The organism is Dietzia sp. PP-33, from assembly GCF_033790845.1.
Lineage (GTDB): Bacteria > Actinomycetota > Actinomycetes > Mycobacteriales > Mycobacteriaceae > Dietzia.
Genome location: NZ_JAMYEI010000004.1, coordinates 254,729 through 279,943 on the forward strand (window position 1 = coordinate 254,729; position 25,215 = coordinate 279,943).

At 72.5% G+C, this 25,215-nt stretch carries 25 protein-coding genes; 10 read left to right on the forward strand and 15 right to left on the reverse strand.

Features of this window, described 5'->3' with window-relative positions:
* The first annotated feature begins 116 nt into the window (after positions 1–116).
* Both NJE57_RS09325 and NJE57_RS09330 read left to right on the forward strand, forming a co-directional pair.
* On the forward strand, positions 117–2,117 hold the full coding sequence (locus NJE57_RS09325) for a 2-oxoacid:acceptor oxidoreductase subunit alpha (protein WP_319028120.1): 2,001 nt from the start codon (positions 117–119) through the stop codon (positions 2,115–2,117).
* Between the two features lie 24 nt (positions 2,118–2,141).
* Positions 2,142–3,212: a 2-oxoacid:ferredoxin oxidoreductase subunit beta gene (locus NJE57_RS09330; protein ID WP_319028121.1), complete on the forward strand. Its 1,071-nt coding sequence runs from the start codon at positions 2,142–2,144 to the stop codon at positions 3,210–3,212.
* Positions 3,213–3,252: 40 nt separating this feature from the next.
* On the opposite strand, the gene NJE57_RS09335 is transcribed toward NJE57_RS09330, so the two are convergent.
* The 3 genes from NJE57_RS09335 to NJE57_RS09345 all read right to left on the reverse strand — a co-directional run bounded on the left by NJE57_RS09335 (position 3,253) and on the right by NJE57_RS09345 (position 5,010).
* Positions 3,253–4,038 (reverse strand): NRDE family protein, encoded by a 786-nt coding sequence (locus NJE57_RS09335; RefSeq protein ID WP_319028122.1) that lies wholly within the window; start codon positions 4,036–4,038, stop codon positions 3,253–3,255.
* 90 nt (positions 4,039–4,128) lie between these two features.
* A complete protein-coding gene (locus tag NJE57_RS09340; RefSeq protein WP_319028123.1) occupies positions 4,129–4,716 on the reverse strand; it encodes a hypothetical protein in 588 nt (195 codons plus the stop codon).
* Between the two features lie 90 nt (positions 4,717–4,806).
* Positions 4,807–5,010, reverse strand: coding sequence for a cold-shock protein (locus NJE57_RS09345; protein WP_067711447.1), 204 nt, complete (start codon positions 5,008–5,010; stop codon positions 4,807–4,809).
* A 190-nt stretch (positions 5,011–5,200) separates the two neighbouring features.
* Here NJE57_RS09345 and NJE57_RS09350 point away from each other — a divergent pair, with 190 nt between their 5' ends.
* Positions 5,201–7,537, forward strand: a complete 2,337-nt coding sequence (locus tag NJE57_RS09350; protein WP_319028124.1) for a DEAD/DEAH box helicase — start codon at positions 5,201–5,203, stop codon at positions 7,535–7,537.
* Between the two features lie 47 nt (positions 7,538–7,584).
* A complete protein-coding gene (locus NJE57_RS09355; RefSeq protein ID WP_319028125.1) occupies positions 7,585–8,541 on the forward strand; it encodes a hypothetical protein in 957 nt (318 codons plus the stop codon).
* Between the two features lie 42 nt (positions 8,542–8,583).
* Here NJE57_RS09355 and NJE57_RS09360 read toward each other — a convergent pair whose 3' ends face one another.
* The 7 genes from NJE57_RS09360 to NJE57_RS09390 all read right to left on the reverse strand — a co-directional run bounded on the left by NJE57_RS09360 (position 8,584) and on the right by NJE57_RS09390 (position 13,417).
* Positions 8,584–8,901, reverse strand: coding sequence for an Rv3654c family TadE-like protein (locus NJE57_RS09360; RefSeq protein WP_319028126.1), 318 nt, complete (start codon positions 8,899–8,901; stop codon positions 8,584–8,586).
* A gap of 38 nt (positions 8,902–8,939) precedes the next feature.
* Complete coding sequence (locus NJE57_RS09365) at positions 8,940–9,302, reverse strand: TadE family type IV pilus minor pilin (protein ID WP_319028127.1); 363 nt, start codon at positions 9,300–9,302, stop codon at positions 8,940–8,942.
* Entirely contained in the window at positions 9,299–9,553 is a 255-nt protein-coding gene (locus tag NJE57_RS09370) for a DUF4244 domain-containing protein (RefSeq protein WP_319028128.1), read from the reverse strand. The genes NJE57_RS09365 and NJE57_RS09370 overlap by 4 nt, the downstream gene beginning before the upstream one ends.
* Before the next feature lie 66 nt (positions 9,554–9,619).
* Positions 9,620–10,249: a type II secretion system F family protein gene (locus NJE57_RS09375; RefSeq protein WP_319028129.1), complete on the reverse strand. Its 630-nt coding sequence runs from the start codon at positions 10,247–10,249 to the stop codon at positions 9,620–9,622.
* On the reverse strand, positions 10,246–11,085 hold the full coding sequence (locus NJE57_RS09380) for a type II secretion system F family protein (RefSeq protein ID WP_319028130.1): 840 nt from the start codon (positions 11,083–11,085) through the stop codon (positions 10,246–10,248). Before NJE57_RS09380 ends, NJE57_RS09375 begins: the two co-directional genes overlap by 4 nt.
* Positions 11,085–12,266 (reverse strand): TadA family conjugal transfer-associated ATPase, encoded by a 1,182-nt coding sequence (locus NJE57_RS09385; RefSeq protein ID WP_319028131.1) that lies wholly within the window; start codon positions 12,264–12,266, stop codon positions 11,085–11,087. Before NJE57_RS09385 ends, NJE57_RS09380 begins: the two co-directional genes overlap by 1 nt.
* Positions 12,263–13,417, reverse strand: coding sequence for a chromosome partitioning protein (locus NJE57_RS09390; protein WP_319028132.1), 1,155 nt, complete (start codon positions 13,415–13,417; stop codon positions 12,263–12,265). Before NJE57_RS09390 ends, NJE57_RS09385 begins: the two co-directional genes overlap by 4 nt.
* 272 nt (positions 13,418–13,689) lie before the next feature.
* On the opposite strand from NJE57_RS09390, the gene NJE57_RS09395 reads away from it, so the two are divergent.
* Positions 13,690–14,520, forward strand: coding sequence for an HAD-IB family hydrolase (locus tag NJE57_RS09395; RefSeq protein WP_319028133.1), 831 nt, complete (start codon positions 13,690–13,692; stop codon positions 14,518–14,520).
* Between the two features lie 424 nt (positions 14,521–14,944).
* On the opposite strand, the gene NJE57_RS09400 is transcribed toward NJE57_RS09395, so the two are convergent.
* Positions 14,945–15,703, reverse strand: a complete 759-nt coding sequence (locus tag NJE57_RS09400; RefSeq protein ID WP_319028134.1) for an oxidoreductase — start codon at positions 15,701–15,703, stop codon at positions 14,945–14,947.
* Positions 15,704–15,877: 174 nt separating this feature from the next.
* On the opposite strand from NJE57_RS09400, the gene NJE57_RS09405 reads away from it, so the two are divergent.
* From NJE57_RS09405 to NJE57_RS09420, 4 genes are all read left to right on the forward strand, one after another.
* Positions 15,878–16,546, forward strand: coding sequence for a PRC-barrel domain-containing protein (locus NJE57_RS09405; RefSeq protein ID WP_319028135.1), 669 nt, complete (start codon positions 15,878–15,880; stop codon positions 16,544–16,546).
* Between the two features lie 143 nt (positions 16,547–16,689).
* On the forward strand, positions 16,690–18,657 hold the full coding sequence (gene acs / locus NJE57_RS09410) for an acetate--CoA ligase (protein WP_319028136.1): 1,968 nt from the start codon (positions 16,690–16,692) through the stop codon (positions 18,655–18,657).
* An 81-nt stretch (positions 18,658–18,738) separates the two neighbouring features.
* Complete coding sequence (locus NJE57_RS09415) at positions 18,739–19,254, forward strand: phage holin family protein (RefSeq protein ID WP_319028137.1); 516 nt, start codon at positions 18,739–18,741, stop codon at positions 19,252–19,254.
* 152 nt (positions 19,255–19,406) lie between these two features.
* Positions 19,407–20,219, forward strand: coding sequence for an alpha/beta hydrolase (locus tag NJE57_RS09420; RefSeq protein ID WP_319028252.1), 813 nt, complete (start codon positions 19,407–19,409; stop codon positions 20,217–20,219).
* Between the two features lie 58 nt (positions 20,220–20,277).
* On the opposite strand, the gene NJE57_RS09425 is transcribed toward NJE57_RS09420, so the two are convergent.
* The 4 genes from NJE57_RS09425 to nth are packed head-to-tail and all read right to left on the reverse strand — an operon-like array spanning position 20,278 to position 23,805.
* Positions 20,278–21,474 carry a MarP family serine protease gene (locus NJE57_RS09425; protein WP_319028138.1) on the reverse strand — a complete coding sequence of 399 codons (1,197 nt, stop codon included), beginning with the start codon at positions 21,472–21,474 and terminating at the stop codon, positions 20,278–20,280.
* The gene (locus NJE57_RS09430) at positions 21,471–22,451 is read right to left on the reverse strand and encodes a CoA pyrophosphatase (protein ID WP_319028139.1); all 981 of its coding nucleotides are present in this window, start codon (positions 22,449–22,451) and stop codon (positions 21,471–21,473) included. Before NJE57_RS09430 ends, NJE57_RS09425 begins: the two co-directional genes overlap by 4 nt.
* The gene (locus NJE57_RS09435) at positions 22,448–23,113 is read right to left on the reverse strand and encodes a TlpA family protein disulfide reductase (RefSeq protein ID WP_319028140.1); all 666 of its coding nucleotides are present in this window, start codon (positions 23,111–23,113) and stop codon (positions 22,448–22,450) included. The genes NJE57_RS09430 and NJE57_RS09435 overlap by 4 nt, the downstream gene beginning before the upstream one ends.
* Entirely contained in the window at positions 23,110–23,805 is a 696-nt protein-coding gene (nth, locus tag NJE57_RS09440) for an endonuclease III (RefSeq protein ID WP_319028141.1), read from the reverse strand. The genes NJE57_RS09435 and nth overlap by 4 nt, the downstream gene beginning before the upstream one ends.
* A gap of 415 nt (positions 23,806–24,220) precedes the next feature.
* Between nth and NJE57_RS09445 the strand changes: the two genes are divergently transcribed.
* Complete coding sequence (locus NJE57_RS09445) at positions 24,221–24,925, forward strand: Crp/Fnr family transcriptional regulator (protein WP_107749357.1); 705 nt, start codon at positions 24,221–24,223, stop codon at positions 24,923–24,925.
* Positions 24,926–25,215 lie beyond the last annotated feature (290 nt).

Consider the following 25,215-nt stretch of genomic DNA (forward strand, 5'->3'; position numbering starts at 1 on the left):
CTGTTCTCGGAATTCCTCGTGGCAGCGGGCCTGCGTCGGAACCGGCGTACCGTCGGTGGCCGTACGACAGTCACGACCAGTCCCGATCATCTAAGACGCAACGGAGGTCAGCAGCGGTGGGCAATGTGTCCAAGACCAAGCTGGACAAGGTGGTCATCCGCATCGCGGGCGACTCGGGTGACGGCATGCAGCTCGCCGGTGACCAGTTCACCTCGGAGGCCGCGGCCTTCGGTAACGACCTGGCGACCCAGCCCAACTACCCGGCCGAGATCCGCGCGCCACAGGGGACGATCCACGGGGTCTCGAGCTTCCAGATCCAGATCGCGGACTACGACATCCTCACCGCCGGTGACCGGCCGGACGTGCTGGTGGCGATGAATCCCGCCGCGCTCAAGGCCAACATCGACGACCTTCCCTCCGGCGGCATCCTCATCGTCAACGCGGACGAGTTCACCAAGCGCAACCTCACCAAGGTCGGCTACGAATCCAATCCCTTGGGTTCGCCCGCCTTCGAGGCGTTCCAGGTGCACGAGGTGGCCATGAGCACCCTGACGATCGGCTCGGTCGAGAGCGTCGACATCGGCAAGAAGGACGCCGAGCGCTGCAAGAACATGTTCGCGCTGGGCCTGCTCACCTGGATGTACGGCCGCACGGTCGACTCGATCGAGAAGTTCCTCACGACCAAGTTCGGCAAGAAGCCGACGATCCTCGAGGCGAACCTGCTCGCCCTGCGCGCGGGATGGAACTACGGCGAGACCACCGAGGCCTTCGCCTCCGAGTACGAGATCATGCCGGCCCAGTTGCCCAAGGGCCGCTACCGCCAGATCACGGGCAACACCGCGATGGCCTACGGCCTGGTCACCGCCGGTCAGTCCGCCGACATGCCCGTCTTCCTGGGCACCTACCCCATCACGCCCGCCTCGGACATCCTGCACGAGTTGAGCAAGCTCAAGCAGTTCGACGTGACCACCTTCCAGGCCGAGGACGAGATCGCCGGCATCGGCGCCGCACTCGGTGCCTCCTACGGCGGGGCCCTGGGCGTCACCTCTACCTCCGGACCGGGGCTGGCCCTCAAGTCCGAGGCCATCGGCCTGGCCGTGATGACCGAGTTGCCGCTGGTGATCATCGACGTCCAGCGCGGCGGCCCGTCCACCGGTCTGCCCACCAAGACGGAGCAGTCGGACCTGCTGCAGGCACTCTTCGGCCGCAACGGCGAGTCGCCCGTCGCGGTGATCGCGCCACAGTCGCCCGCCGACTGCTTCGAGATCGCCCGCGAGGCGGCGAGGATCGCCGTCACCTACCGCACCCCGGTGATCGTGCTGTCCGACGGGGCGATCGCCAACGGCTCGGAGCCGTGGCTGCTGCCCGAGGTCGCGGATCTGCCGACGATCGAGAAGAACCTCGCCACCGCGCCCGCCACCGGGGCCGACGGCGAGACCGAGGCCGCCGGGGACTACCTGCCCTACGCCCGCGACCCGGAGACGCTGGCGCGCGACTGGGCGGTCCCGGGTGAGCCCGGCCTCGAGCACCGCATCGGCGGGCTCGAGAAGGCCAACGGCACCGGCAACATCTCCTACACGGCGGACAACCACGACCTCATGACCCGGACCAGGGCCCTGCGGATCGCGCTCATCGACGTGCCCGACCTCGAGGTCGACGACCCGTCCGGCGACGCCGAGGTGCTGGTCGTGGGATGGGGTTCGTCCTACGGTCCCATCGGTGAGGCCGTCCGGCGTGCCCGCGCCAACGGTCACCGCGTGGCCCGCGCGCACGTCCGCCACCTCAACCCATTGCCGGACAACATCGGCGAGGTGCTGGCGAAGTACCGCCGGGTGATCGTTCCGGAGATGAACCTGGGCCAGCTCGCCATGCTGCTCAAGGCTCGTTTCCCCGCGGATATCCAACCCGTCACCAAGGTGCACGGCATGGCGTTCTCGGCGGAGGAGCTGCAGACCGCCATCGAGGCCGAGTTCTCCGGTCGCCTCACCCACACCGAGCACGACAAGTACCGCCTGGCGCTCGACGGGGTCATCACCACGACCGGAGAACCCGCGGCCCGCCACCGGCGGATCGGTCACACCGCCACCGGCACCACCACCGCCAACCGAACCCGCTGACCTGCGAGCGAGGAGAGGATTCACATGACCACGACCGAACCCGGACTCGTCGGCAGCCAGCTACCCCTGGACGCGTTGGCCTCCGTACCCAAGAACGACGCACCGCAGAAGCCCAAGGACTACACCTCCGACCAGGAGGTGCGCTGGTGCCCCGGCTGTGGCGACTACGTCATCCTGGCCACCATCCGCGCCCTGCTGCCCAAGCTCGGACTCAAGCGCGAGAACATCACGTTCATCTCCGGCATCGGCTGCTCGAGCCGCTTCCCGTACTACCTCGAGACCTACGGGATGCACTCGATCCACGGCCGCGCCCCGGCGATCGCCACCGGCCTGGCCACCGCCCGTCCGGACCAGTCGGTGTGGGTGGTCACCGGTGACGGCGACGCCATGTCCATCGGCGGCAACCACCTCATCCACACCCTGCGGCGCAACGTCAACCTCAACATCCTGATGTTCAACAACCGCATCTACGGGCTGACCAAGGGCCAGTACTCGCCGACCTCGGAGCCGGGCAAGGTCACCAAGTCCAGCCCGATGGGGTCACTGGACTACCCGTTCAACCCGCTGTCGCTGACGATCGGCGCCCAGGGCACCTTCATCGCCCGCGCCCTGGATTCGGACCGCAAGGGACTGACCGAGGTCCTGGACGCCGCCGCCCGCCACCGCGGCACCAGCTTCGTGGAGATCCTGCAGGACTGCCCCATCTTCAACGACGGCTCCTTCGACCTGCTGCGCAAGGAGGATGCCGGCGACCACCTCATCCCCGTGCGCCACGGGGAGAAGATCATCTTCGGCGACGACGGTCAGCATTGCGTGATCCGCTCCGGGTTCTCACTCACCGTCGCCGCCACCGCCGAGGTCGACGAGTCCGACATCATCGTCCACGACGCCCACGCCGACGACCCCACCTACGCCCACGCCCTGGCCAACCTGTCCACCCAGGACCTCGAGTACACGGTCACCGGCATCATCCGCCAGGTCCAGCGCGAGACCTACGACGACCAGGCCCGCGCCCAGGTCACCGCCGCCAAGGAGACCTCACCCTCGGACCTGCAGACCCTGCTCGACGGCAGCAACACCTGGACCGTCGGCTAGGTCAGCTGTAGTACGTCCGTCCCACGGGGGCGGTCACCGCTCAGATGCGCGCGGTGACCGTCCCCGCGACGCGTCCACGGGCATCCCAGGTGCGTTCGACCACGTCGACCGTGCCGTGGTGGTCGACCCGCACCGCCGTCGTCGAGCGGGTCCCGTACCGCCCACCGATCCGCACAAACCGCGACGACAGTCGCCATTCGTGGGACAGCGGGACGCCCGTGCGCGGGAGATGCCGCAGCGGGGCCTTGCGGCGGTCGGCGAGCAGATCCAGCAGCGGGCCCGACCAGTCCGTGCCGGAGATCGCCTCGGTGCCCATCAGCGCCCTCACGTCCCGCACCGCCCCGACGACCTTCGGCCACGGGGTGTCCAGCGCCGCGTTGGACAGGCCGTGGACCCCGGTGCCGAGCCGCATCGGACCACGGCTCGAGCGGTTGGACGCCCACCACATCTCGTCGAGGTCGCCGGCGAGGAGGTTGACCGGTCCGTACCTGTCGAGATCGTCGACGACATGGCGGGCGAACCCGGTCACCGGGACACCTCCGGTGAGCGCGGTGACCGGCAACTCGCCGCGCGACGCGGGTGCGGGCAGCACGGGGCCACCCTCACGGACGTTGGTGACCGCGGCGAACCGGCCCCCCGGGGCGAGTGAGAGCCACGTCCCACCTGCCGTGACGTCGCGGCCCGCGACGATGCCCGCCACGCCCTCCCTGTCCGCGGTCCACTCGTGCAGGGGTTCGGTGGGGCGGGCCAGGACCTCGTCCCGGTTGGCCACCACCACCAGCGGGAACCGGGGGTGGACCCGGCGGGCGACCACGAGCATGCACATGACATCGAAGACTTCCGCACCGGCTCAGCCGGCGCAACAAAGCCGTCGCAACAAAGCCGTCGCAAGAAGGCCGGCGCCACAGCGGGTGACCTAGACGGGCCACTCGGCCGTCGGCACCCCGGGCGGCGCGGCCCCGAGCATCTCCGCCAGGCGCGTGCGGGCACGGGCGGTCCCCAACCGCAGCAGAGGCCCGTCGCCCCGCGGGCCCACGTAGGTGGCGCGGATGCCGGCCCTGCCCAACGCCTCGACGAGGGCCGCGCGCCGGGGGGCGTGCTGCTCGGCACCGGCGTCGATCCCCAGGTCGATCGCACCACCGGGGGCGATCCGGCCGGCGGTGAGGAACCAGACCCGTAGTGCCCCGGCCGAGGGGGTCCACCCCTCCGGCACGGCGGTCACGGCTCCACGCCGCCAGCGGCGCGCCACCGGGACGAGAACCGCGGTCCGCGCGGTGGACACGGTGCAGCGGCCGTCCGGACCGGCGGCAGAGCGGACGGGGTCCAGCCCCGCATCGGAGAGCAGGCCCATGAGGGCATCGGCGCGCCAGGCGGCGTCGAGCACCACGGACACCTGGGCGAGGGCGCCGGTGAGGGTGGTCTGGCCGCGGGCGGCGAGGGCGCCCTCGAGGTCGGACGGCTCGGGGTCGTGCTCGTCGGCTGCGAAGAACGACAACTGCGTCACGGGGCCGAGCCTACGTCCGGCCCCGGACAGACGGCGGGGCCCCCGCCGCTCGTGCGCCGGGGACCCCGTCGAATCCGTGTCGAGACGCCTCTAGATGGCGCGGACCTCCTGGGCCTGCGGGCCCTTCTGTCCCTCGCCGACCTCGAACTCGACGCGCTGGTTCTCCTCGAGCGACTTGAAGCCCGAGCCCTCGATGGAGGAGTAGTGGACGAAGAGGTCGGCGGAACCGTCCTCGGGGGCGATGAACCCGTAGCCCTTCTCCGCGTTGAACCACTTGACGGTGCCCTGTGCCATGTTTTGCGTTCCTTTTCCGTACTGCCAGGTGCGACTCGCGGGATGGCCACGCGGGTCGGGTCGCCTGACCGTCCGCGGGGAGCCCGCGACCGGTCGCGGGCGACCGGATCCAGTACACCACGAGACCCGCCCCAGGAGAACTGATCACCGCAGGCGGCGGCAGATCGGCCATCCCCTCTACGGTCGGGGGGTGACGACTTACGGACGCGAACTCCTGAGCCACCTGCTCGAGCAGCTCCCCGCGGGTGCGTCCCCGGTCACCCACACCGTCGACCTGCCCGCCCGCGAGGCCCGATACGCCGACTGGCCGAGCTGGGCGCACCCGGGTCTGGTCGACGAACTTCGCGGACGGGGCCTCGCGCGGCCCTGGGCGCACCAGGTGGCCACCGCCGAGCACGCGCACGCCGGGCGGAACGTGGTGGTGGCCACCGGCACCGCGTCCGGCAAGTCCCTCGGCTACCAGCTGCCCGCGCTCAGCGCACTCGCCGCCGACCGGGGGGCCAGCGTGCTGTATCTGTCCCCGACCAAGGCCCTGGGCCAGGACCAGCTGTCCTCGGTGGTCTCGCTGGTGGACTCCGTTCCCGGGCTCGCGCACGTGGCCCCCGCCTCCTACGACGGCGACACCCCGACCGACGCCCGCCCGTGGATCCGCGAGAACTCACGGTGGATCGTCACCAACCCGGACATGCTCCACCTGTCCGTGCTCGGTCGGTCCCGCCAGTGGACGCGCATCCTGCGGGGACTGCGCTACGTCGTCGTCGATGAATGTCACTCCTACCGCGGCGTGTTCGGCTCCAACGTCGCCCTGGTCCTGCGGCGTCTCGACCGTCTCGCCCGGGCCATGGGGGCCGAGCCGACCTTCGTCCTGGCCTCCGCCACCACCTCCGACGCCGGGGTGGCCGCCACCACCCTCGTGGGCCGCGAGTGCGTGGAGGTGACCGACGACACCTCCCCCCAGGGGGGCCGGACCGTCGCACTGTGGGAGCCACCGCTCATGGAAGGGCTCTCCGGGGAGAACGGCGCCCCCGTGCGTCGACCCGCTCCGGTCGAGGCGTCGACGCTCATGGCCGGCCTGGTGGCCGAGGGCGCCCGGACGCTCACCTTCGTGCGCTCCCGGGCGGGCGCTGAGTCCACCGCGCTGCGGGCGCGCGAGCGGTTGATCTCCGATCACGGCGCCCGGGGCCGGGAGCTGGCCGGGCGGATCGCCGCCTACCGCGCCGGCTACCTGGCCGAGGATCGTCGCCGACTCGAGCGCGGCCTCGCCGAGGGGGACCTGGTGGGCGTGGCCTCGACCTCCGCACTCGAGCTGGGCGTGGACATCTCCGGTCTCGACGCCGTGGTCAGTGCCGGTTTCCCGGGGACCATCGCCTCGTTCTGGCAGCAGGCCGGGCGCGCCGGGAGGCGGGGGCAGGGCGCGCTCGTGGTCCTGGTGGCCCGCGACGACCCCCTCGACACCTACCTCGTGCACCACCCCGAGGCGCTACTGGGCAGGCCGGTTGAAGCCACCGTCACCGATCCCCGCAACCCGGTCCTGCTCGCCGGGCAGCTGCGGTGTGCTGTCAGTGAACGGCCCATGACGCACGAGGAGGCCCGGGCGTGGGGCGCGACCGCCGTCCTCGAGGACCTGGCCACGCAGGGTCTGGTCAGACGGCGGCCCGTGGGGTGGTACCCGGCGGCGGACGACCACACCCCACACACGGAAGTCGACATCCGCGGGACCGGCGGGGCCGAGGTGGTGATCGTCGACGCCGTCGACGGTCGGATGCTCGGGACCATCGATTCGGTCCGGGCCCGCTCCCAGGTCCACCCGGGGGCGCTGTACCTGCACCAGGGGGAGTCCTTCGTCGTGGACGAGCTGGACCTGGACGACGGGTTGGCCCTGTGCCGCCCGGAGGAGCCGGAGTGGACCACCTCGGCCCGGGAGCAGGTGTCGATCGACCTGGTGGAGACCCTGGAGACGGTGGCCGCGGGCCCGGTGACCCTGTCGTTGGCCGACGTCGAGGTGACCGCCCGCGTGACCGGGTACCAGCGACGCCTGCGCGGCGGCGAGATCCTCGACGTGACGCCGCTGGACCTGCCCGAGACCGTCCTGGCCACCCGGGCGGTGGTCTACACCCTGACCCCGCAGCTGCTGCGGGTCGCCGGGCTGGAGGAGTCCGACTGGCCGGGCGCGCTGCACGCCGCCGAGCACGCGGCCATCGGACTGCTCCCGCTGGTCGCGACCTGCGATCGCTGGGACATCGGCGGCGTCTCGACCGCCCTGCACCCCGACACCGGCCTGCCCACGGTGTTCGTCTACGACGGCTACGCGGGCGGGGCCGGCTTCGCCGAACGCGGGTTCCGCCGGGCCGTCCCGTGGCTCCGGGCGACCCTGGACGCCATCCGCTCGTGTGAGTGCGAGACCGGGTGCCCCTCGTGCATCCAGTCCCCCAAGTGCGGGAACGGCAACGACCCGCTCTCCAAACCGGGTGCGATCGCGCTGCTCACCGAGGTCGTGGGGCAGTTGGCGGAGGCCACCGAAATGTGATCCGAGGCACGCCCTATGGCAGCGCCGGTCGTGCCATAGTCCGTCATGTGAGCGACCCCCACCTCCACCGCTCGCCCTACGGGCGACCTGATCAGGAGAGCTGGCAGCGCCCGGGAACCCGGGGTCCGGCGCAGCCGCCGCAGCCCGGCCCGCACGGAGGGCGCCCGGACGGCGGGCGGCGCCCTCCGCCGTGGACCCCGCCCGGTTCGGATACCGGACCGAAGCGACGCAACCCGCTGGGGCTGGCAGCCCTCGCGATCAGCTCGGTGGGCGCGGTCCTGGCTTGCCTTCCTGTGGTCCGTCCTGTGGGGTGGCTGCTCCTGCCGGTCGGCTTCGTCCTCGGGTTCTTCGCGCTGTTCGGGACCAACCGGAAACTGGGTGCCGCCCTCTCCGCACTCGGGATCACCCTGGCGGGGACCAGCGTCGCGGCTGTGGTGGGCGTGCTGACGGTGGACAACACGTTCACCGTCAGCTTCCGAGAAGGTTTCGTGAACGGGTACTCCGTGACCAGCGGCCGGGGCTCACCGGCCACGGCAGCCATCCGCGACCCCGCCCCGACGCGGTCCCCGGAACCCGCGGCCGGCCCGGGATCGCGAGCTCAGCCGTTCGCGATCGGTCGAACACTCACCTTTGACGAATGGGACGTCACGATAGAGTCGATCGACCTGGACGGCACCGCCGCGATCATGGACTCCAAGTACTCCGTCGATCCGCCCGACCCCGGAATGCGGTACGCCCTGATCACGGCATCCTCGACGTACCGGGGTGACGGTTCAGCCCGCGCCCAGCACATCCACCTCGACTTCGTCACCGATTCCGGGGTCGTGCACAGCTGGTCCGACAAACACGTCATGTTGCAGAACCCGAGGCACGGAGGCACCGAGCTCTACACCGGAGGCACCCACATGGGCCACGGCGTCATCCAGATCCCACAAGACGAGGGCGGGCTACTCCGAGTCTCCGATATGCAGGGGGACCCGATGTACTTCGTGGCCCCCGGCTGACCGGCAACTCCTGCTGGCGCCCGCCGCACCCACGCCACCGGTTCATAGCGGCCCCGCGCGGGCCACCGCCGACGCCGCCCGCGCTCCCAGGATCCCGAGCTCGACACGGACCTCGGCTCGGATCACCACGTCGTGACCATCGACCGTGCATCCCGCCGCCACGGCCCGGTTGGCGGTGGCCACGCCGGAGGCCGCGGAGCACGCGTCCTCGCCGGCGCGCAGCGCGTGGGCGCCGGCGAGCGCGGCCAGGTCCGCCGCCGATCGAGCGGAATGCACGGCCACCGCCGCCCGGCCCACCAGCAGCACCGCCACGGTCACCGCAAGGACGGCGGCCACCGCGAAGGCGGTCATGACGCTCATGGACCCCTCGTCGTCGTCGAACCGCCCCACACCGGGCTTCACCCGGATACCCCCGGCTCGGCGCGCGCCACCGCACGAGCCGTGAGCACGACCCCGGGCAGGCCACGTGCCGGGGCGCTGACGTGAGCGGTGACGGTGCCGCCATCCCCATCGACGGTCACCTCGGCCCCCGGGGCCGCCGCGCGCCCGGCCGCCGTGCCCTCGTCCGCCCCGGACATCGCGGCCACCCGGGCCGCCTCCCGCGCGGCATCGACGACCCGGATCTGGGTAAGCGCCGCGGCGGCTCCGGAGGCGGCCACGGCCAGCACCACCACGAGTGAGGCGATCCCCAACGCCGCCTCGACCGTCACCGACCCACCGTCCCCGGTGGCCGCCGCCCGGAGCCGACGCGAGGCCCTCACACCGAGGTGTTGAGCGCCTGCTCGATGATCCCGCCGAGGGCGTCGGGTATCGAATCGCCGCTGACCACCGTGTACAGCACTGCCCCGAAGGCGGCCGCGGCGATGGTCCCCACCGCGTACTCGACCGTCGACATCCCGGCGTCGTGGCCGGCGGAGACGTCGAACCGGCGCCGCAGCGCGGCGCGGGCGCGGTGGATGAGGGAACGGTGGCTGAGTGAGGTGGTCCGGGTGTTGCTGTCGTGAGTGTTCATCTGCGTTCTCCTTCTTGGTGACCGGGGCGGCGTCTCCGCCCCGGAATCGGTGTGCCTGGTGCCCGCTCACGGCAGGACCCCGGGCAACATCCCGTCCGCCAGACCCACGACGACGGGGAGCACTCCCAGGCAGACGAACGCCGGGAGGAAGCACAGGCCGAGCGGGCCGGCCACGAGTACGGCGGCCCGCTCGGCGCGGGTGGTCGCGGCGGCGTCGGCATCGCCGCGCATCCGCTGGGCCGCGTGACCGAGTGCCGAGCGGACGGAGCCGCCCCCATCGGTGGCACGGGCGAGCACCGAGGCGACCGGGGCCAGCCGATCCGCGCCCGGCACGTCCTCCCACGCCTGGGCGGGAGTCGCGCCGAGGCGTACCCGGGCCGCGGCGGCGTGGAGCGGGGCGGCCACGTCCGGCTCCGTGGGCGCCACCGCGTCGCCGACCGCGGCCAGCGCCAGATGCGTGGGCAGCCCCGCGAGCAACGCCACGGCGAGCAGGTCGAGCATCCGGGCCAGGGACCCGGTGTCCGCCGCGTCCGCCCGCCGCAGGCGGATCCGCTCGAGGACCGGGGACCACGGGAACTCCCGCCTCGGTCCGGGTCCGCGCGGCGCGGGAGTGAGGTCCCGCAGCCGCTCGGTGGCCGGCCCCCGCCACGGGGCCACACACAGCGCCGCGGCGAGCAGCAGCAGGGCAGCACTCATTTGGCCGCCCCGTCCACGATCCGGTCCGTCCACAGCAGTCCCGCCGCCAGGAACCCGGCGCCGATCAGGCACAACACCCCGCCGAGAGCGCCGCCGAACAGCACCCCGAGGGGGTCGGCGCCGAAACCCGACCCCAGCAGAACGCCGAATCCGGGGAGGGCGGTGAGGATCATCGCGGTGGCTCGGGGGCCGGCCAGGGTGGCGTCCACGCGGACCGCCCGCTCGCGGCGCGAGGCGACGTCCGCCCGCAGCCCGTCCACGACCTCGGCCAGCTCCACCCCGTGCCGGGTGGCCAGGAGCCAGGCACCGGCCAGCTCTCCCGCCACCCGGTCTCCTGCCCCCTCTGGACCTCCGCGGCCGGACACCGCGGTGGCCGAGAACAGCGCCGCGGCGACGTCCCCGCCCAGGCGCGCGTGGGAGCCGGCGGCGATCAGCACCGCCGTGACCTCGGGATCCCCGGACCGCGCGGCCGTCGATGCCCGGCGCAGCGCCTCCTCCGGACCGGCTCCGGCACGCAGCGCCGAGGAGGTGTCGTCGAGGGCGCGCTCCCAGGCCCCGAGACGATCCAGCCGCCGGCGGCGCACCCCCGCCCGCCTGCGCAGGTCGCACACCACCGCCCCGAGCAGGGCGGCGGCGCAGGCGTGGAGTGGCCCGGCGAGCAGCAGGCCCACGACCCCCGCCGTCGCGGGCACGAGAACCGCCGCCGGTGCCCGCCCGAGGAGTCGCCGCAGTACCCGCAGTCGCGCGTCCGGCGCGCCGCCCAGGTGACGGAGCCGCATCCGGGCCACCCCGTCCGGCCACACGAGCAGGGCCCCCGCCAGGAGCAGCGCCGCCATCACGAGCCACCCGCGATCAGTGCGTCGAACGCCGGCCGGCCGGGGACCGCTCCCCCGTCGGCCCGCCAGGCCGGGTCCACGACGATCCCCTGCGCATCGCGCCGGACCACGCCCATCGAGTCGACGCCCCGCCGCCCGTCGGGCAGGCGACGCATCCCCACCACCACCCTCAGCGACGCCGCGACCTGCGCGGACAGGGCCGCGCGATCGAGTCCGCCCAGCGCCCCGAGCGCCTCGAGCCGAGCGGGGAGCTCGGTGGGGGAATTGGCGTGGACGGTCCCGGCGCTGCCGTCGTGCCCGGTGTTGAGGGCGGCGAGCAGATCCGCGACCTCGCCGCCGCGGACCTCGCCCACCGCGATCCGGTCGGGGCGCATCCGCAGCGCCTGACGGACCAGGTCGGACATCGCCACCCCGCCCGCGCCCTCGACGTTGCCGTGCCGCACCACCAACCGGACGACGTGCGGGTGCGCGGGCCGCAGCTCCGGGGAGTCCTCGACGCACAGCAGCCGCTCGCCCGGCGGGACCAGACCGAGCAGCGCGGCGAGCAGGGTCGTCTTGCCGGAGCCGGTCCCGCCCACCACCAGGTAGCCCACGCGGGCCCCGACGAGCGCCCGAAGCAGTGGTTCGGCCTGCGGCGGGACGGTGCCGGACGCCACGAGCCGATCGAAGGTGGCCTGCGCGGGCCGCGACACCCGCAGCGACAGGCAGGTGCCGTCCACCGCCACCGGGGGCAGGACCGCGTGCAGTCGCCACGCCATGCCGTCCCGGGAGCGGACCACCCCGTCCGCCCAGGGGCGGGCGTCATCGAGCCGCTGCCCGGCCCGGCCCGCCAGCCGCACCGCGAGAGCCCGCAGTTCGGCCTCGGTCGCCACCACCACGTCGGCCTCCTCGAGCCCGTGGCCGCGGTCCACCATCGCCGGGCCCGGCCCGTCCACCACGACATCGGTGACCCCCGGGCTCGCCAGCAGCGCCTCGAGGGGTCCCGCGCCGGCGAGGTGTTCACGCACCAGGCGTGCGGTCCGCAGCAGGTCCAGGTGCCCGTGCAGCACCTCGGACTCGGCCCGGACCGCGCGCACCACCTCGTCCGGTTCCGGGTCCACCCCCAGTCCGGCCAGTCGCGCGCGGACACGGTCGACCAGTCCCGCCGGGAGCGCCTCCGGTCCGGCCCCCTGACCGGTCACCGGGGAAGCACCTGCTCCAGGAGCGCATCCGCCATCGCACCGAGTCGTCGGACCCGCCCGCCCCTGCCCCGAGCACCCTGCGCGCGCCGGAGGGCCCGGCCGAGGTCCCCGGCCCCGACCAGGTGCCGCACCGCCCTGATCTCCGGGAGCACGTGCCACTGATCGATCCCCGCCGACTCGGCCACGTCCGCCGCGTGGAGAGGGTCGCCGCGATGTGTGCGGACGACCAACCTCGCGCCGCGCAGGTCACCGGACGCGCGTCCGGCCGCGACCGCGCCCTGGAGATCCGCCCTGGTGACGACGACGACGAGGTCCGCACGCGCGAGCACCGGGTCGTCGCCCGCGAACCCGCCGGCATCGCAGACCACCAGCCCGCCCGCGGACCGATGGGCCAGCGCCGCGCCCAGGGCGCCCTCGGAACCGGGAGCCGCCGCAGGCACCCGGGCATGGGCCGGGGCCGGGGCCGGAACCGCTGCCCCACTCGCGATCGCGCGACCCCGCGACCGGGCCAACACCCGGCAGCCGGTGTCCGCGGCGGGGACCGCTCCCCACAGCGCGTCGGGGTCGGGGCCACCGAGTTCGGCGCGGACGTCCTCCACCCTCAACCCGGGCTCGGACTCCGTCCCCAGGAGCAGGTCCACGCCGGTCCCCCGCGGGTCCGCCTCCACGAGGAGTGTCCTGACGGTGTCGCCCGCGCGGACCGCCATCGCGGCCGCCAGGGTGCTGGTGCCACATCCGCCCACCGCACCCACCACCGCCACCAGCGATCCGCGCCCGGCGGCGACCGGCGCCATGAGCATGCCCACGAGATCCGCGGTCCCGGACGGCAGGCGCACCACCTCGTCGTCGCCGCCGTCTCTCCCGGAACCGTCACCACCGGAACCCTCTGCACCGGGGCCGTCCGCGCCCACCCGCACCACGCGCGCTCCGCCGGGTACCCCACCCGCCCCCGCGCGGTCCGTCACCACCACATCCGTCAGGGCCCCGTCGCGGGGGCCGGGGTCCAGGGCCAGGGCCGCCAGCACGGCCCGGACGTCGGCGTCGAGATCGGGGTCGGCGACGTCGACCGCCACGGTCCCACCGCGGGACCGGTCGGGGTCTGCACCGGTGGCCGGGCGGGAACTGCGCGTTGACGGAGGGCTCTGGGTCACGGGCATCAGCGTGGCGCACCGGCCGGCCGGCCGAACCGGTCCCGGGCGCGATACGAGCCCCGCCTGTGGAGAGGGCCGGGGGTGTGGACAACCCGCCCGGCGGCTCGACAGGACCCCGGTAAATAGCGAGAAACCGCGGCAGGGGGACGCCGCGGTTCTCGAAGTCCCGATTCGTGGGGGGAACGAATCGAGCACCTATAGGGGGATGCTCTTTCGAGCGTGATCAGTATCACTTATCCACGCCATGTGCGCAACAACCGTATCGTGGACCCGTGTCCGCCCCACGCCGCCAGGGCCCCCGGTCGTCGCACCGACCGCGCCGGATCGCCGCGTTCTTCGACCTCGACAAGACGATCATCGCCACCTCGTCGGTGTTCGCGTTCAACAAGTCGTTCCTCGACGAGGGGCTGCTGTCGCGCCGCTCCGTCATCGATCTGGCCTACACCCAGCTCGCCTTCAGCCTGTCCGACGCCGATGACGATCAGATGCAGAAGGTGCGCCAGGCCATGGCCACGGCGACCAAGGGATGGGAACCCGAGAAGGTCGAGCGGATCGTCACCGAGGCGCTCACGGAGACCGTCTCCCCGACCGTCTACTCCGAGGCGCAGGAGCTGCTCGCCGAGCACCGCGCCCTCGGACACGACCTGGTGATCGTCTCCGCCTCCGGCGAGGAACTGGTGGCCCCGATCGCCCGCATGCTCGGCGTGGACCACTACGCCGGCACCCGCATGAACCGGGACGAGGACGGGCGGTACGGCGGTTCGATCGAGTTCTACTGCCAGGGGCCCGGCAAGGCGGAGGCGATCCGGGCGTTCGCCCGCCGCTACGGCTACGAGCTGGAGGCCTCCTACGCCTACTCCGACTCCTCCACCGATCTCCCGATGCTCGAGGAGGTGGGCCACCCCACGGTGATCAACCCGGACCGGGCCCTGCGACGGGAGGCGCTCGAACGGGGATGGCCGATCCTGACCTTCGAGAACCCCACGCCACTGCTGCCGACGTTGGAGCGCGCGACCGGCCCGATCGTGGGCGTCGGCGCGATCGCGCTCGCCGTGGGGGCCGCGACGTTCTCCTTCGCGCGCGCCGCACGTCGACACGACTGACCCCGCGTCCCCACCCGGCGGTGAGAGCCCAACAATCCAGCGTGCGCCGCCGGACCGCCGGTGCGCGATGGCGGGAACCACCCGCAAGTCACCGGGTTCCTTGTGGGATCCCCCCATCGCCGAAGGGCCGTCCCGGGCGGCATGCTCAGGTCACGGTGACGACGACGCCAGGGCAGTGACGGAAGAGAAGTCACGGTCCCCCGTCGACCGACACCGTCATCGGTACTCCGGAACCCACGCGACGGATAACGCCCGAGAGGCACACCAGCCGTGGGTCCGCGCCAGCCGTCACCGACGGTTGTCCCGGACCGGCGACACGGCGGACCACAGGACGCCTGGTACCCGGAACTCTCGATGGAACCGCAGTGAGTTGGCGGGTCGGCACACGTGCCGGCCCGCCATTCGCACGTCAGGCGTAGAGCGCTCAGGCCCCGGCGGCGTCGGCGATGGAGGTGGCCTCGCGGGCCCCCGCCTCCAGTGCTCTACAACAGTGGATGAGCCAGGAGGCGACGCCGTCCTCGGTGCCGGAGACGAATCCGGCCAGGGCCGACCGATGCGCGTCGGGGTCCCGGTAGAAGGTCACCTCGGGAACTCCCAGGCAGTGCGGGTCGAGCCCTGTTGACACGGTGACCAGCCGGAACGCCGCCCGCGCCACCAGTCCGTCCGCGGACCCGAAGGGCCGGAGCCCCGAGAGTTCGCCCAGGACCACCCCCGCCAGGACCGGGGCGGGGACCTTCGTCCCGCCGGTCACCAACTCGGCCAGTCCCTGGAGCCGCTCGGCCACGCCCTGGTCTGATCGGGGCCGGCCCAGGGTGGCCTCGTCCACATCGGGGCCGGACGCGGCCAGCAGGTGTAGTTGGGCGAGCTCCTGAAGCGGCGACCGGGTCCACACCGACACGGCCCGGTCGAGCGACTCCCCGGTCAACTCGCCGGCCACCCGCAGTGCACTGGCCAGTACCTCGTCGTGCTCGCCCCCGGCGTCCAGCCGCACCGATGCGCCCTCCACGCCAGCCGAGGCCCGGGCGCCTCGAAGCACCGACTCCGCCGCGGTCGTGGGCCAACCGCGACGGTTGGCGGGATGCCGGTGGACCGCCGCCAGCGCACTCCTGGCGGCCTCCGACGCCTCCGCGACGCCGGGGAGCGCGAGCAGCGGGGCGAGGGGGTCCTGGGCTCGAGGGTTCACCCGGTCGAGGTTACCGACCCGCGCCGACGGGTCACCCCGCGCGTCGCAATCCGACGACACAGGCGGTGAACACCCGGCTCAACCGCTGTCGAGCTGGTGTAATCACCAGGACCTCAGCGGGCTCGCCCGGCCCCGGCCCTCACCTCGACCCCACCTCGACCCCCTGGAGACCCCGTGACTCTCAAGGACCAGCTCGACGCACTTCTCGACGCGACGGCATTCGACTCGACGGGGACCAAGATCGGCGCGGTCCGGCAGGTGTACGTGGACGACGCGAACGGCAAGATCACCTTCGCGACCGTCTCCACCGGCATCTTCTCCTCCGACGCCATCGTTCCGCTCCACGGCGCCCGGCTCCTCGACGACGAGCTGCACGTCGACCACACCCGCTCCGTGATCCGAGACTCGCCGCGACCCGACCACACCGAGGACGCCCTGACGCCCGAGCAGGAGGCGAAGCTCCTGGAGTACTACGGGATCGACGCCCCGGTGCGCGGCCGAGACGCCGCGCCGTCGACGCCCGCCGGGACGGACGCAGCCGCGACCGGGACACCCGCGACGAAGCCACCCGCGGCCACGGCACCGGATACGGAGGCGACCGGGGGGAAGACGACCGGAGGTAGGGCGACCGGGGGTAGGGCGACCGGGGGGAAGACGACCGAGAAGACACCCGGGGGGACGACGACGAGGTCGCCCGGGTCCCCGGTCGGCGGGACCGACGAACCCGAGAAGTCCGGGACCGACGAACCCGGAGCTCCGGAGCGCGGCAGCGCAGCGGAGGGTTCAGGCCCCGGGGGCGACGGCGCGGCGGACGGTTCCCGGAGGCGTGAGGGAGGGTCCTGATCGGATCTCCCCCCGCGTCCCCCCATCGGGTGCGTTGACGGACCACGGCGGCGGTATGTGACTACGCTCACAGAAACCGGTCCGATCGTTTCCGCCGTGTCGATTCCGGCCGCGTGAATCCATATCCCGAGAGAGAGCCGCTGATGACCGATCACGACCACGACCAGTCCTACGCCCCCGACCCCGACTTCACCGCACAGGCCAACGCGCAGGCCGATCTCTACGACGTGGCCGCATCCGACCGGCTCGCCTTCTGGGACGAGCAGGCGCGGCGCCTGGACTGGTCCACCGAATGGTCCGAGGTGTTGGACTGGTCCGACGCCCCGGTCGCCAAGTGGTTCGTGGGCGGGCAGCTCAACGTGGCCCACAACTGCGTGGACCGCCACGTCGAGGCCGGCAACGGCGACCGGGTGGCCATCCACTGGATCGGTGAGCCGGAGGGCGACTCCCGTGACATCACCTACGCGGAACTCAAGGACGAGGTCAGCCGCACCGCCAACTACCTCACCTCGCTCGGGCTGGTCGCCGGTGACCGCGTGGCCATCTACATGCCGCTGCTGCCCGAGGTCTACATCGCGATGCTCGCGTGCGCCCGCCTCGGGCTGACCCACTCCGTCGTCTTCGCCGGATTCTCCCCCGCCGCCCTGCGCTCCCGCATCGACGACGCCGAGGCCAAGCTCGTCATCACCGCGGACGGGCAGTTCCGCCGCGGCAAGCCGGCGCCGCTCAAGGCCGGTGTCGACGACGCGCTGGCCGGGAACCTCGAGGGCACCGACGGCCACGCCGCGACCGTGCAGAACGTCCTCGTGGTCCGCCGCACCGGTGTGGACGTCGAGTGGACCGAGGGCCGCGACGTCTGGTGGGACGAGGTCGTCCCCCAGCAGTCCCCGGAGCACACGCCGGAGGCCTTCGACTCCGAGCACCCGCTCTTCCTGCTCTACACCTCCGGCACCACGGGCAAGCCCAAGGGCATCGTCCACACCTCCGGCGGCTACCTCACCCAGGCCTCCTACACCCACCACCACGTCTTCGACCACAAGGCCGGCCAGGACGTCTACTGGTGCACCGCGGACGTCGGGTGGGTCACCGGTCACACCTACGGCGTGTACGCGCCGCTCTCGAACGGCGCCGAGTGCATCGTCTACGAGGGCACACCCAACTCGCCGGACGAGCACCGCCACTTCCAGATCATCGAGAAGTACGGCGTCACCATCTACTACGCCGCGCCGACCCTCATCCGCACCTTCATGAAGTGGGGCAACGAGATCCCGGCCGCGCACGACCTGTCCTCGATCCGACTGCTCGGCTCCGTCGGCGAGCCGATCAACCCGGAGGCGTGGCGGTGGTACCGCGAGAACCTCGGCGGCGGCAAGGCCCCCATCGTGGACACGTGGTGGCAGACCGAGACCGGTGCGATCATGATCTCCCCGCTCCCGGGAGTGACCGAGACCAAGCCCGGTTCCGCCATGAGGCCACTGCCCGGGATCGACGTGGCGATCGTCGACAGCGACGCCAAGGAGGTCGCACCGGACGAGCAGGGCTTCCTCGTGATCACCGAGCCGTGGCCGGCCATGCTCCGCGGTATCTGGGGCGACATGGAACGCTACCGCGACACCTACTGGTCCCGGTTCGCCGAGGAGGGGTACTACTTCGCCGGTGACGGCGCCAAGTGGGACGCCGACGGCGCCCTGTGGGTCCTGGGCCGCGTCGACGACGTCATGAACATCTCCGGCCACCGCATCTCCACCTCCGAGGTCGAGTCCGCCCTCGTCGGCCACCGTGCGGTCGCCGAGGCGGCCGTGGTCGGCGCCAACGACGACACCACCGGCCAGGCGATCGTCGCGTACGTGATCCTGCGCGGCAGCGTTGACGCCGAGGAGGACCGTCAGAAGCTCATCGACGAGTTGCGCGCCGAGGTGTCGCGCGAGATCTCCCCGATCGCCAAGCCGCGGGACATCACGATCGTGCCCGAGCTGCCCAAGACGCGGTCCGGAAAGATCATGCGTCGCCTGCTCAAGGACATGGCCGAGGGCCGGGACGGCGGGGACACCTCCACGCTGTCGGATCCGACGATCATGGACCAGATCAGGGAGAAGGGCACCCGCGGCTGACCGGGTAGCGGGTGAAGGCAGCCACGTGTCGTGGCACGATGGACGGCGGTGCATCCGTCGCCTGACAATGGAGGAACAACCGTGAGCCACGCCCAGGGAACCCACACGCCGACCGAGGCCTCGATCCCCCTGCACGACGCGGACTCGATAGGCCGGGGCGACGCCAGCATCGGGACCCTGGTCAAGAACGCCACGACCCAGATGTCCACGCTCGTCCGCGCGGAGATCGAGCTCGCGAAGACCGAGGTCACCGAGCAGGTCAAGAAGGCGGCCACCGGGTCGGGTTTCTTCGTGGCGGCTCTGGTGCTGCTGCTCATGTCGTTCTTCCCGTTCGTATTCATGTGGGCCAAGCTCATCTCGCTGTGGTTCGGCACCAAGACGTGGGACTGGATGGGCTTCCTCATCGTCTTTGTGGTGCTGGTGCTCCTGGCGGTGGTGTGCGGGCTGCTCGGCTACCGCAAGATCAAGAAGATCCGTAAGCCCCAACGCACCATCGACTCGGTGTCCGACCTCAAGCTGGCCATGCCCACGGGCGCCGAGCCGCAGCCCGGCACGGTGCGGGTCACCGAGACGCCCCAGCCCGCCACGCGAAGCTGAAGACGCCCGCACCACGGCCGCCCGACCCGTCGATCGTCAGGATCGACGGGTCGTGGCGGCATCGTGACGTCTCGGCCAACGGCATCCGTCTGCACGTCGCGGAGGCCCTCCCGCCCGGCACCACGCCCGGGGAACTCCCGCCGCTCGTCCTGCTGATCCACGGCCTGGGCGGCATCTGGTGGACCATGCGCGCACCCGTGGTCGCGCTGGCCGAGGCCGGTTTCCACGCGGTCGCGCTGGATCTGCGGGGCCACGGAGACTCCGACAAGCCCCCGCGTGGCTACGACGCGTGGACGCTGTCCGCCGACATCACCAACCTCATCCGGGCGCTCGGGCACTCCTCCGCGGTGATCGTGGGACAGGGCGAGGGCGGATTCGTGGCCTGGACGGCGGCCTACCGGCGGCCGCGCGCGGTGCGGGGCCTCGTCGTCGTCGGCTCGCCCCACCCCCTGGCCACCCGCCGCACCGCACTCCGCGACCGCGCCCAGCGCCGCGCCCTGGTTCCCCGCCTCCTGGCGGACCAGGCGCCCCGCCTCCCCGAACGACGCCTGACCGCCGACGGCGCGGCGGACGTCGAGGCGATGCTCCGGGCCCGATCCGGCGCGGCGTGGCCGGAGACCCCCGACTTCCGCGAGACCGCCGACCTGCTCCGGCGCGCCATGCTCATCCCCAAGGTCGCGCACCTGTCACTGGAGTGCCGACGCTGGATGGTCCGCAGTCAGTTCCGCCCCGACGGCCGCGACTTCCGGCGCGCGGTGTCCGGTGTGCTCGACCAACCGGTGCTGGGGATCAGCGGAGCCGAGGACCGGTTCATCCGGCCCGAGACGGTCCGCGCCTCAGCCGCGTGGGCGCGCCACTTCCGCACCGAACAGGTGGCGGGGGCCGGGCACTACCCGCTGATGGAAGCCCCCGGGGCGACGTCCCGGCTGATCGTGGACTTCGCCCGCAGCACGACCGCGCCCTGAGCACGACCACATACCGTTCACGACCACGCCCTGACCTACGCCGACCACCGGGCGCCGCTCAGCTCGCCCCCACGCAGCTTCCCGTGGGGACCGGCGCCAGCGAGTCGACAGCCGTCTCGAGCAGAGGGAGGACCTGCTCGACCGTGAGCGCGTATCCGGTGTCGGCGGCGTCCATCGCGGCCCCGAACACCACGCCCACGACCTGCCCCTCCGGCGAGATCAGCGGACCGCCGGAATTGCCCTCGCGTACCGCCCCACGGAGGATGTACACCTCGCGCTCGACAGTGGCCTCGCGGTAGATGTCCGGCCCGCGCAACGTCACCCGTTCGCGGATCCGGGCGGCGTCCGGGCGGTACGGGCCGTTGCCGGGGTAACCCACGACGATCGCGTCGTCGCCGGTGCGGGCCCGATTGTCGGCGAACGGCAGGACCGGCGCCTGCAGGCCCGGCACCCGCAGGACGGCGATGTCCACAGCCGGGTCGTAGACCACCACGTCCGCGTCGAGCTCCTCGTCACCCACCACGACCCTCACCGAGCCCGTGCCGGCCACCACGTGCGCGTTGGTCATGACCAGGCCGGGGGCGGCGACGAACCCCGAGCCCTCGAGAGCGCGACTGCACGATTCGGCCCGGCCCAGGATCTTGAGCACGGACGGTTGCACGGACGCCACCACCTCGGAGCCCGCGAGCACCGGGTCGGGCGGCGGCACCTCCTGCATGGGGGTCGTGCCGAAGGGGCCGAGGATGTCCGGGAACCCGGTGGTGCCGAGCGCGGAGGTAAACGCGTCGGGGATCCGCTGCAACTGCTCGGGCGCCACGTCGTCGATCTTGGCCAGCACCGAGGACCCGCGCACCGCCTTGCCCAGACCCGGGCCCTCCTGGGCGGCCAGCGGGATCGCCACCAGCCACGCCACCAGCAGCATCGCGGCGGCCTGGAAGACGGCCCCCACGGTGCTGTCGAGCAGTCGGGCCCCCGCCCCGGAGATGTATCGCCGGGCGGCGCGACCGATCGTCACGCCGGCGACCTGCCCGATGATCACCATCACCGCGATCACGGCCAGGCCTGCCGCGAGCCGGCCCACCGGGGAGTCGAGCTCCCGCACCAGGTGGGGCGCCACGAGCAGGCCGGAGGTGGCCCCGATCGCCACACCGAGCAGCGCGAAGCCCGACGCCGCGGCGCCGTTGATCCAGCCCGAGATCGCCGCGGCCGCCGCCAGGGCGTACAGCGCCAGGTCGAGCCACTGCGAGCCCGTCACCGGTAGCCCCTGCGGGGATCGTCCGCCGGCAGGTCGAGCGGCTCCTCGTCGTCGTCACCGGGTCCGGCGATCCGCGCGGCGTCGGCCGACGTCCGGGAGGCGGGCTCCGGATCGTCGGTGATGTCCGCGAGGCCGGACCGCACCCCGGGCACGCCCGCGACCGTGCTGTCGGCCAGCGGGTCGGCGGACTCGCGCCGCGCCTCCTCCGCCGACATCCGGTACTGCTCGCCGTTGCCGGAGGCCGCCAGGGTCTCCTCCAGGTCCCGTATGTCCTCGGTGTCCCAGTCCAGGTCCCAGCCGGCGGAGTGGAACATCGCGGCCAGGATGCCGGCGGTGAACCCCCACACCACCAGGTCGTCGTGCGCGAACGCGGGACCGGTCCAGCCCGTGGAGTGGCGGAGCAGGAAACGGTTCGCGGGGTCGAGCAGCTCCCCGACCGGCACCGTCATCACCCGCGCGGTCTCACCGGTGTCCACCACCGAGACCTCCATCGGCTCGCGCCAGTAGGCCAACACGGGTGCCACCGAGTAGTTGGACACCGGGATGTACAGCTCGGGCAGCACCGCGAGCACGTCCACGCCGTGGCTCTCCAGCCCCGTCTCCTCCCACGCCTCGCGCAGCGCCGCCTCGACCGGGCCGCTGTCCGTGTCGTCGACCCCGCCCCCGGGGAACGAGATCTGTCCCGAGTGGTTGCGCAGCGTGGGCGCACGATGGGTGAGCAGGACGCGGGCGTCCTCCGGGGGGTGCGGACCGGGCGCGTCGACCGAACCCGAGAACAGCACCAGCACGGCGGCATCCCGGTGGGGGCGCCCGACCTCGTTGGGACCGCGGTCCTCGGGCGGGCGCCGCCTCGGCAGCAGACCGTCGAAGCTGCCGTCGGTGCACGCCGCCATGAGGGGGTCCATCCAGCCGGGGTGGGGCACGCCGGTCACGTCGCCGGGACGGGGTACGGGGACGTCCCGCGCGGAACCGGTCATGCGGTCACCCCCAGGTGCTCTTCCACGGCGTCGAGCACGTCCTGCTCGGTGTCCATGGGTTCGACCAGCACGTGCGCCACCGTGCCGTCGGCGCGGACGAACACCGTCAGCGGCAGGACGGGCGGCGCCCCGAGCAGGCTCGGCAGCTCCTCGTCCTGGTCGGAGACGGAGATCAGGTCCTCGATGCCGAGCGCGGCCAGGGTGTCGAACCCCTTGGTCTCTGACGGGTCGGTGTGGGACAGCACCACGCGGACCCGGTCGCCGAGCGCGGCCTGCGCGTCCCGGATCGCCGGTAGCTCCCGGCGGCACGGCTCGCACCAGTAGGCCCACATGTTGACCACCATCGGGCGGTCCGCCTGGATCTTGCCGAGGGTGGTGGTGCTGCCGTCGTCCATGCATCGCACCATGAACCCGGCGAGCGGGCCGGCCGTCGTGGCGGGAACGGCGCTGTCACGGCACTCCGGGAATCCGACCGTCTCGCGGGTCCCGGCGTCGACGACGGTCTGCGGCTCGTCGGCCGGGGGTGCGCCGACGGGAGGCGCGGACGGGGCCGGTGCGGCGGTTCCGGGCCCCTGGTCGCCGCCGAGGGTGGAGACCAGCGCGACGACGACGCCGATCAGCGCCACGAGCGCGACCAGCGACCATCTCAGTGAGGCGCTCACACCAGATCCCCCAGTCCGACCAGCTCCAACAGGTGCTCACGCTCCGGTCCCGCCACCAGTCGGGCGGCGGCCACGGGATCGAGCGGGCCGGCCTCACCCGCGGACGGGCAGTCGTCGGCCAGGACACACGCCCCGCAGGCCGCGGTCCGCGCGTGGCACACCCGCCGACCGTGGAAGATGATCCGGTGACTGGCGTCGGTCCAGCCCGCGCGGGGGAGCAGTCGCGCCAACTCCCGCTCGATGCGGACCGGGTCCGTGGCCTCGGTCCACCTCCAGCGCGCCACCAGTCGCATGAAATGGGTGTCCACCGTCAGACCGGGCACCCCGAACGCGTTGCCCAGCACCACGTTCGCGGTCTTCCGGCCGAACCCGGGGAGGGTGACCAGGTCCTCGAGCCGACGCGGCACCTCGCCGTCGAACCTCTCCACCAGCGCCGCGCCCAGGCCCTGGATACTGCGGGCCTTGTTGCGGTAGAAGCCGGTCGGCCGGATCAGGGCCTCGAGCTCCTCCGGGTCCGCGCCCGCGTAGTCGGCCGCCGTGCGGTACCGGGCGAACAGTGCGGGTGTGACCTCGTTGACGCGCTTATCCGTGCACTGGGCGGACAGGATCGTCGCGACGCTCAACTCGAGCGGGTCCGAGAAGTCGAGCTCGCAGTAGACATGGGGGAACGCGTCCTCGAGGGTGCGGATCATGCGCCTGGCACGTCGGGTGCGCCCGAGGTCGGTTTCCACCCCCCTCGCGGCCACCCCTCGTCTGCGGCGCTTCACGGAAGCTTGAGCGGGGTCGGGCATGAGCCCACATTACGGACCGGACCACCCGCAGGTACGCCGGGCCACGCGTGCGCGTCGGACCACGAGCGTGTTTACTCGGGGTCATGCAGGGAATCCTCGTCGTCCTGGTCCCGGTCCTCCTCGCCGGATTCGCCCTCCTCATGGACAGATTCGAGGCCGCGATCCTGTCCGAACCGGAGCAGATCGACACCTGACCCGCACGGGTCACAGCGAGTTGGTCGCACGTCGGGCACCGGAACGGCTACAGTGGCTTTCGCCACACGCACGCCATGGCGGGGACCTCGCTCGTCCACGCCCGAACGGAGGGTCACAGACTGTGACGATCGATCGCCGCACGGACCAGTCTGCCGACGACGTACTCACCAGGGCCGGCATCTTCCAGGGTGTCGAGCCCGCGGCGGTCTCGGCGCTGCGTGCCGACCTGACCCGCGAGGAGTACTCGAAGGGTGACGTGATCATCCGGGAGGGCGAGCAGGGCGACAGCCTGTACATCGTCACCTCCGGGAAGGTGAAGCTCTCCCGCAAGGCCCCCGACGGTCGCGAGAACCTGCTGTCCATCCTCGGCCCGTCCGACATGTTCGGTGAGCTGTCGATCTTCGACCCGGGCCCGCGTACCTCCTCGGCGGTCTGCGTCACCGACGTCTCCGTGCAGTCCATGGACCGCTCCGCGCTCAAGCGGTGGATCTCCGAGCGACCCGAGATCTCCGATCAGTTGCTGCGCGTGCTGGCCCGCCGCCTGCGCCGCACCAACAACAACCTCGCGGACCTGATCTTCACCGACGTCCCCGGGCGTGTGGCCAAGGCCCTGCTGCAGCTGGCCCAGCGCTTCGGCACCCAGGAGGGTGGCAACATCCGCGTCACCCACGACCTCACGCAGGAGGAGATCGCCCAGCTCGTGGGCGCCTCCCGCGAGACGGTCAACAAGGCGTTGGCCGAGTTCGCGCACCGCGGCTGGCTGCGTCTCGAGGGCAAGAGCGTCATCATCTCCGACACCGAGCGCCTGGCCCGCCGCGCCCGCTGAGCCGCGGCTCCCCCAGCACCCCTAGCATCCGGGCACCTCTGGCATCCCGGGCAGCCGGGCATCCGCTCCCGCGCCTGCTCGGTCGTCGCCCGTTGCCCCGGCATCCGCTCGTGCGCCTGCTCGGTCCTCGCCCGTTCCCTCGGCATCCGCGCGTGCGCCTGCTCGGTCCTCGCGAATCCGCTCCCGGCGATGCACGCACGCGTGAGCAGCGGTACACGCGAGAGTGCATCGACAGGAGCGGATGTGGGGGTGCGATGGTGGGGGGTGCGGGCGGCGGATGTGGGGGGATG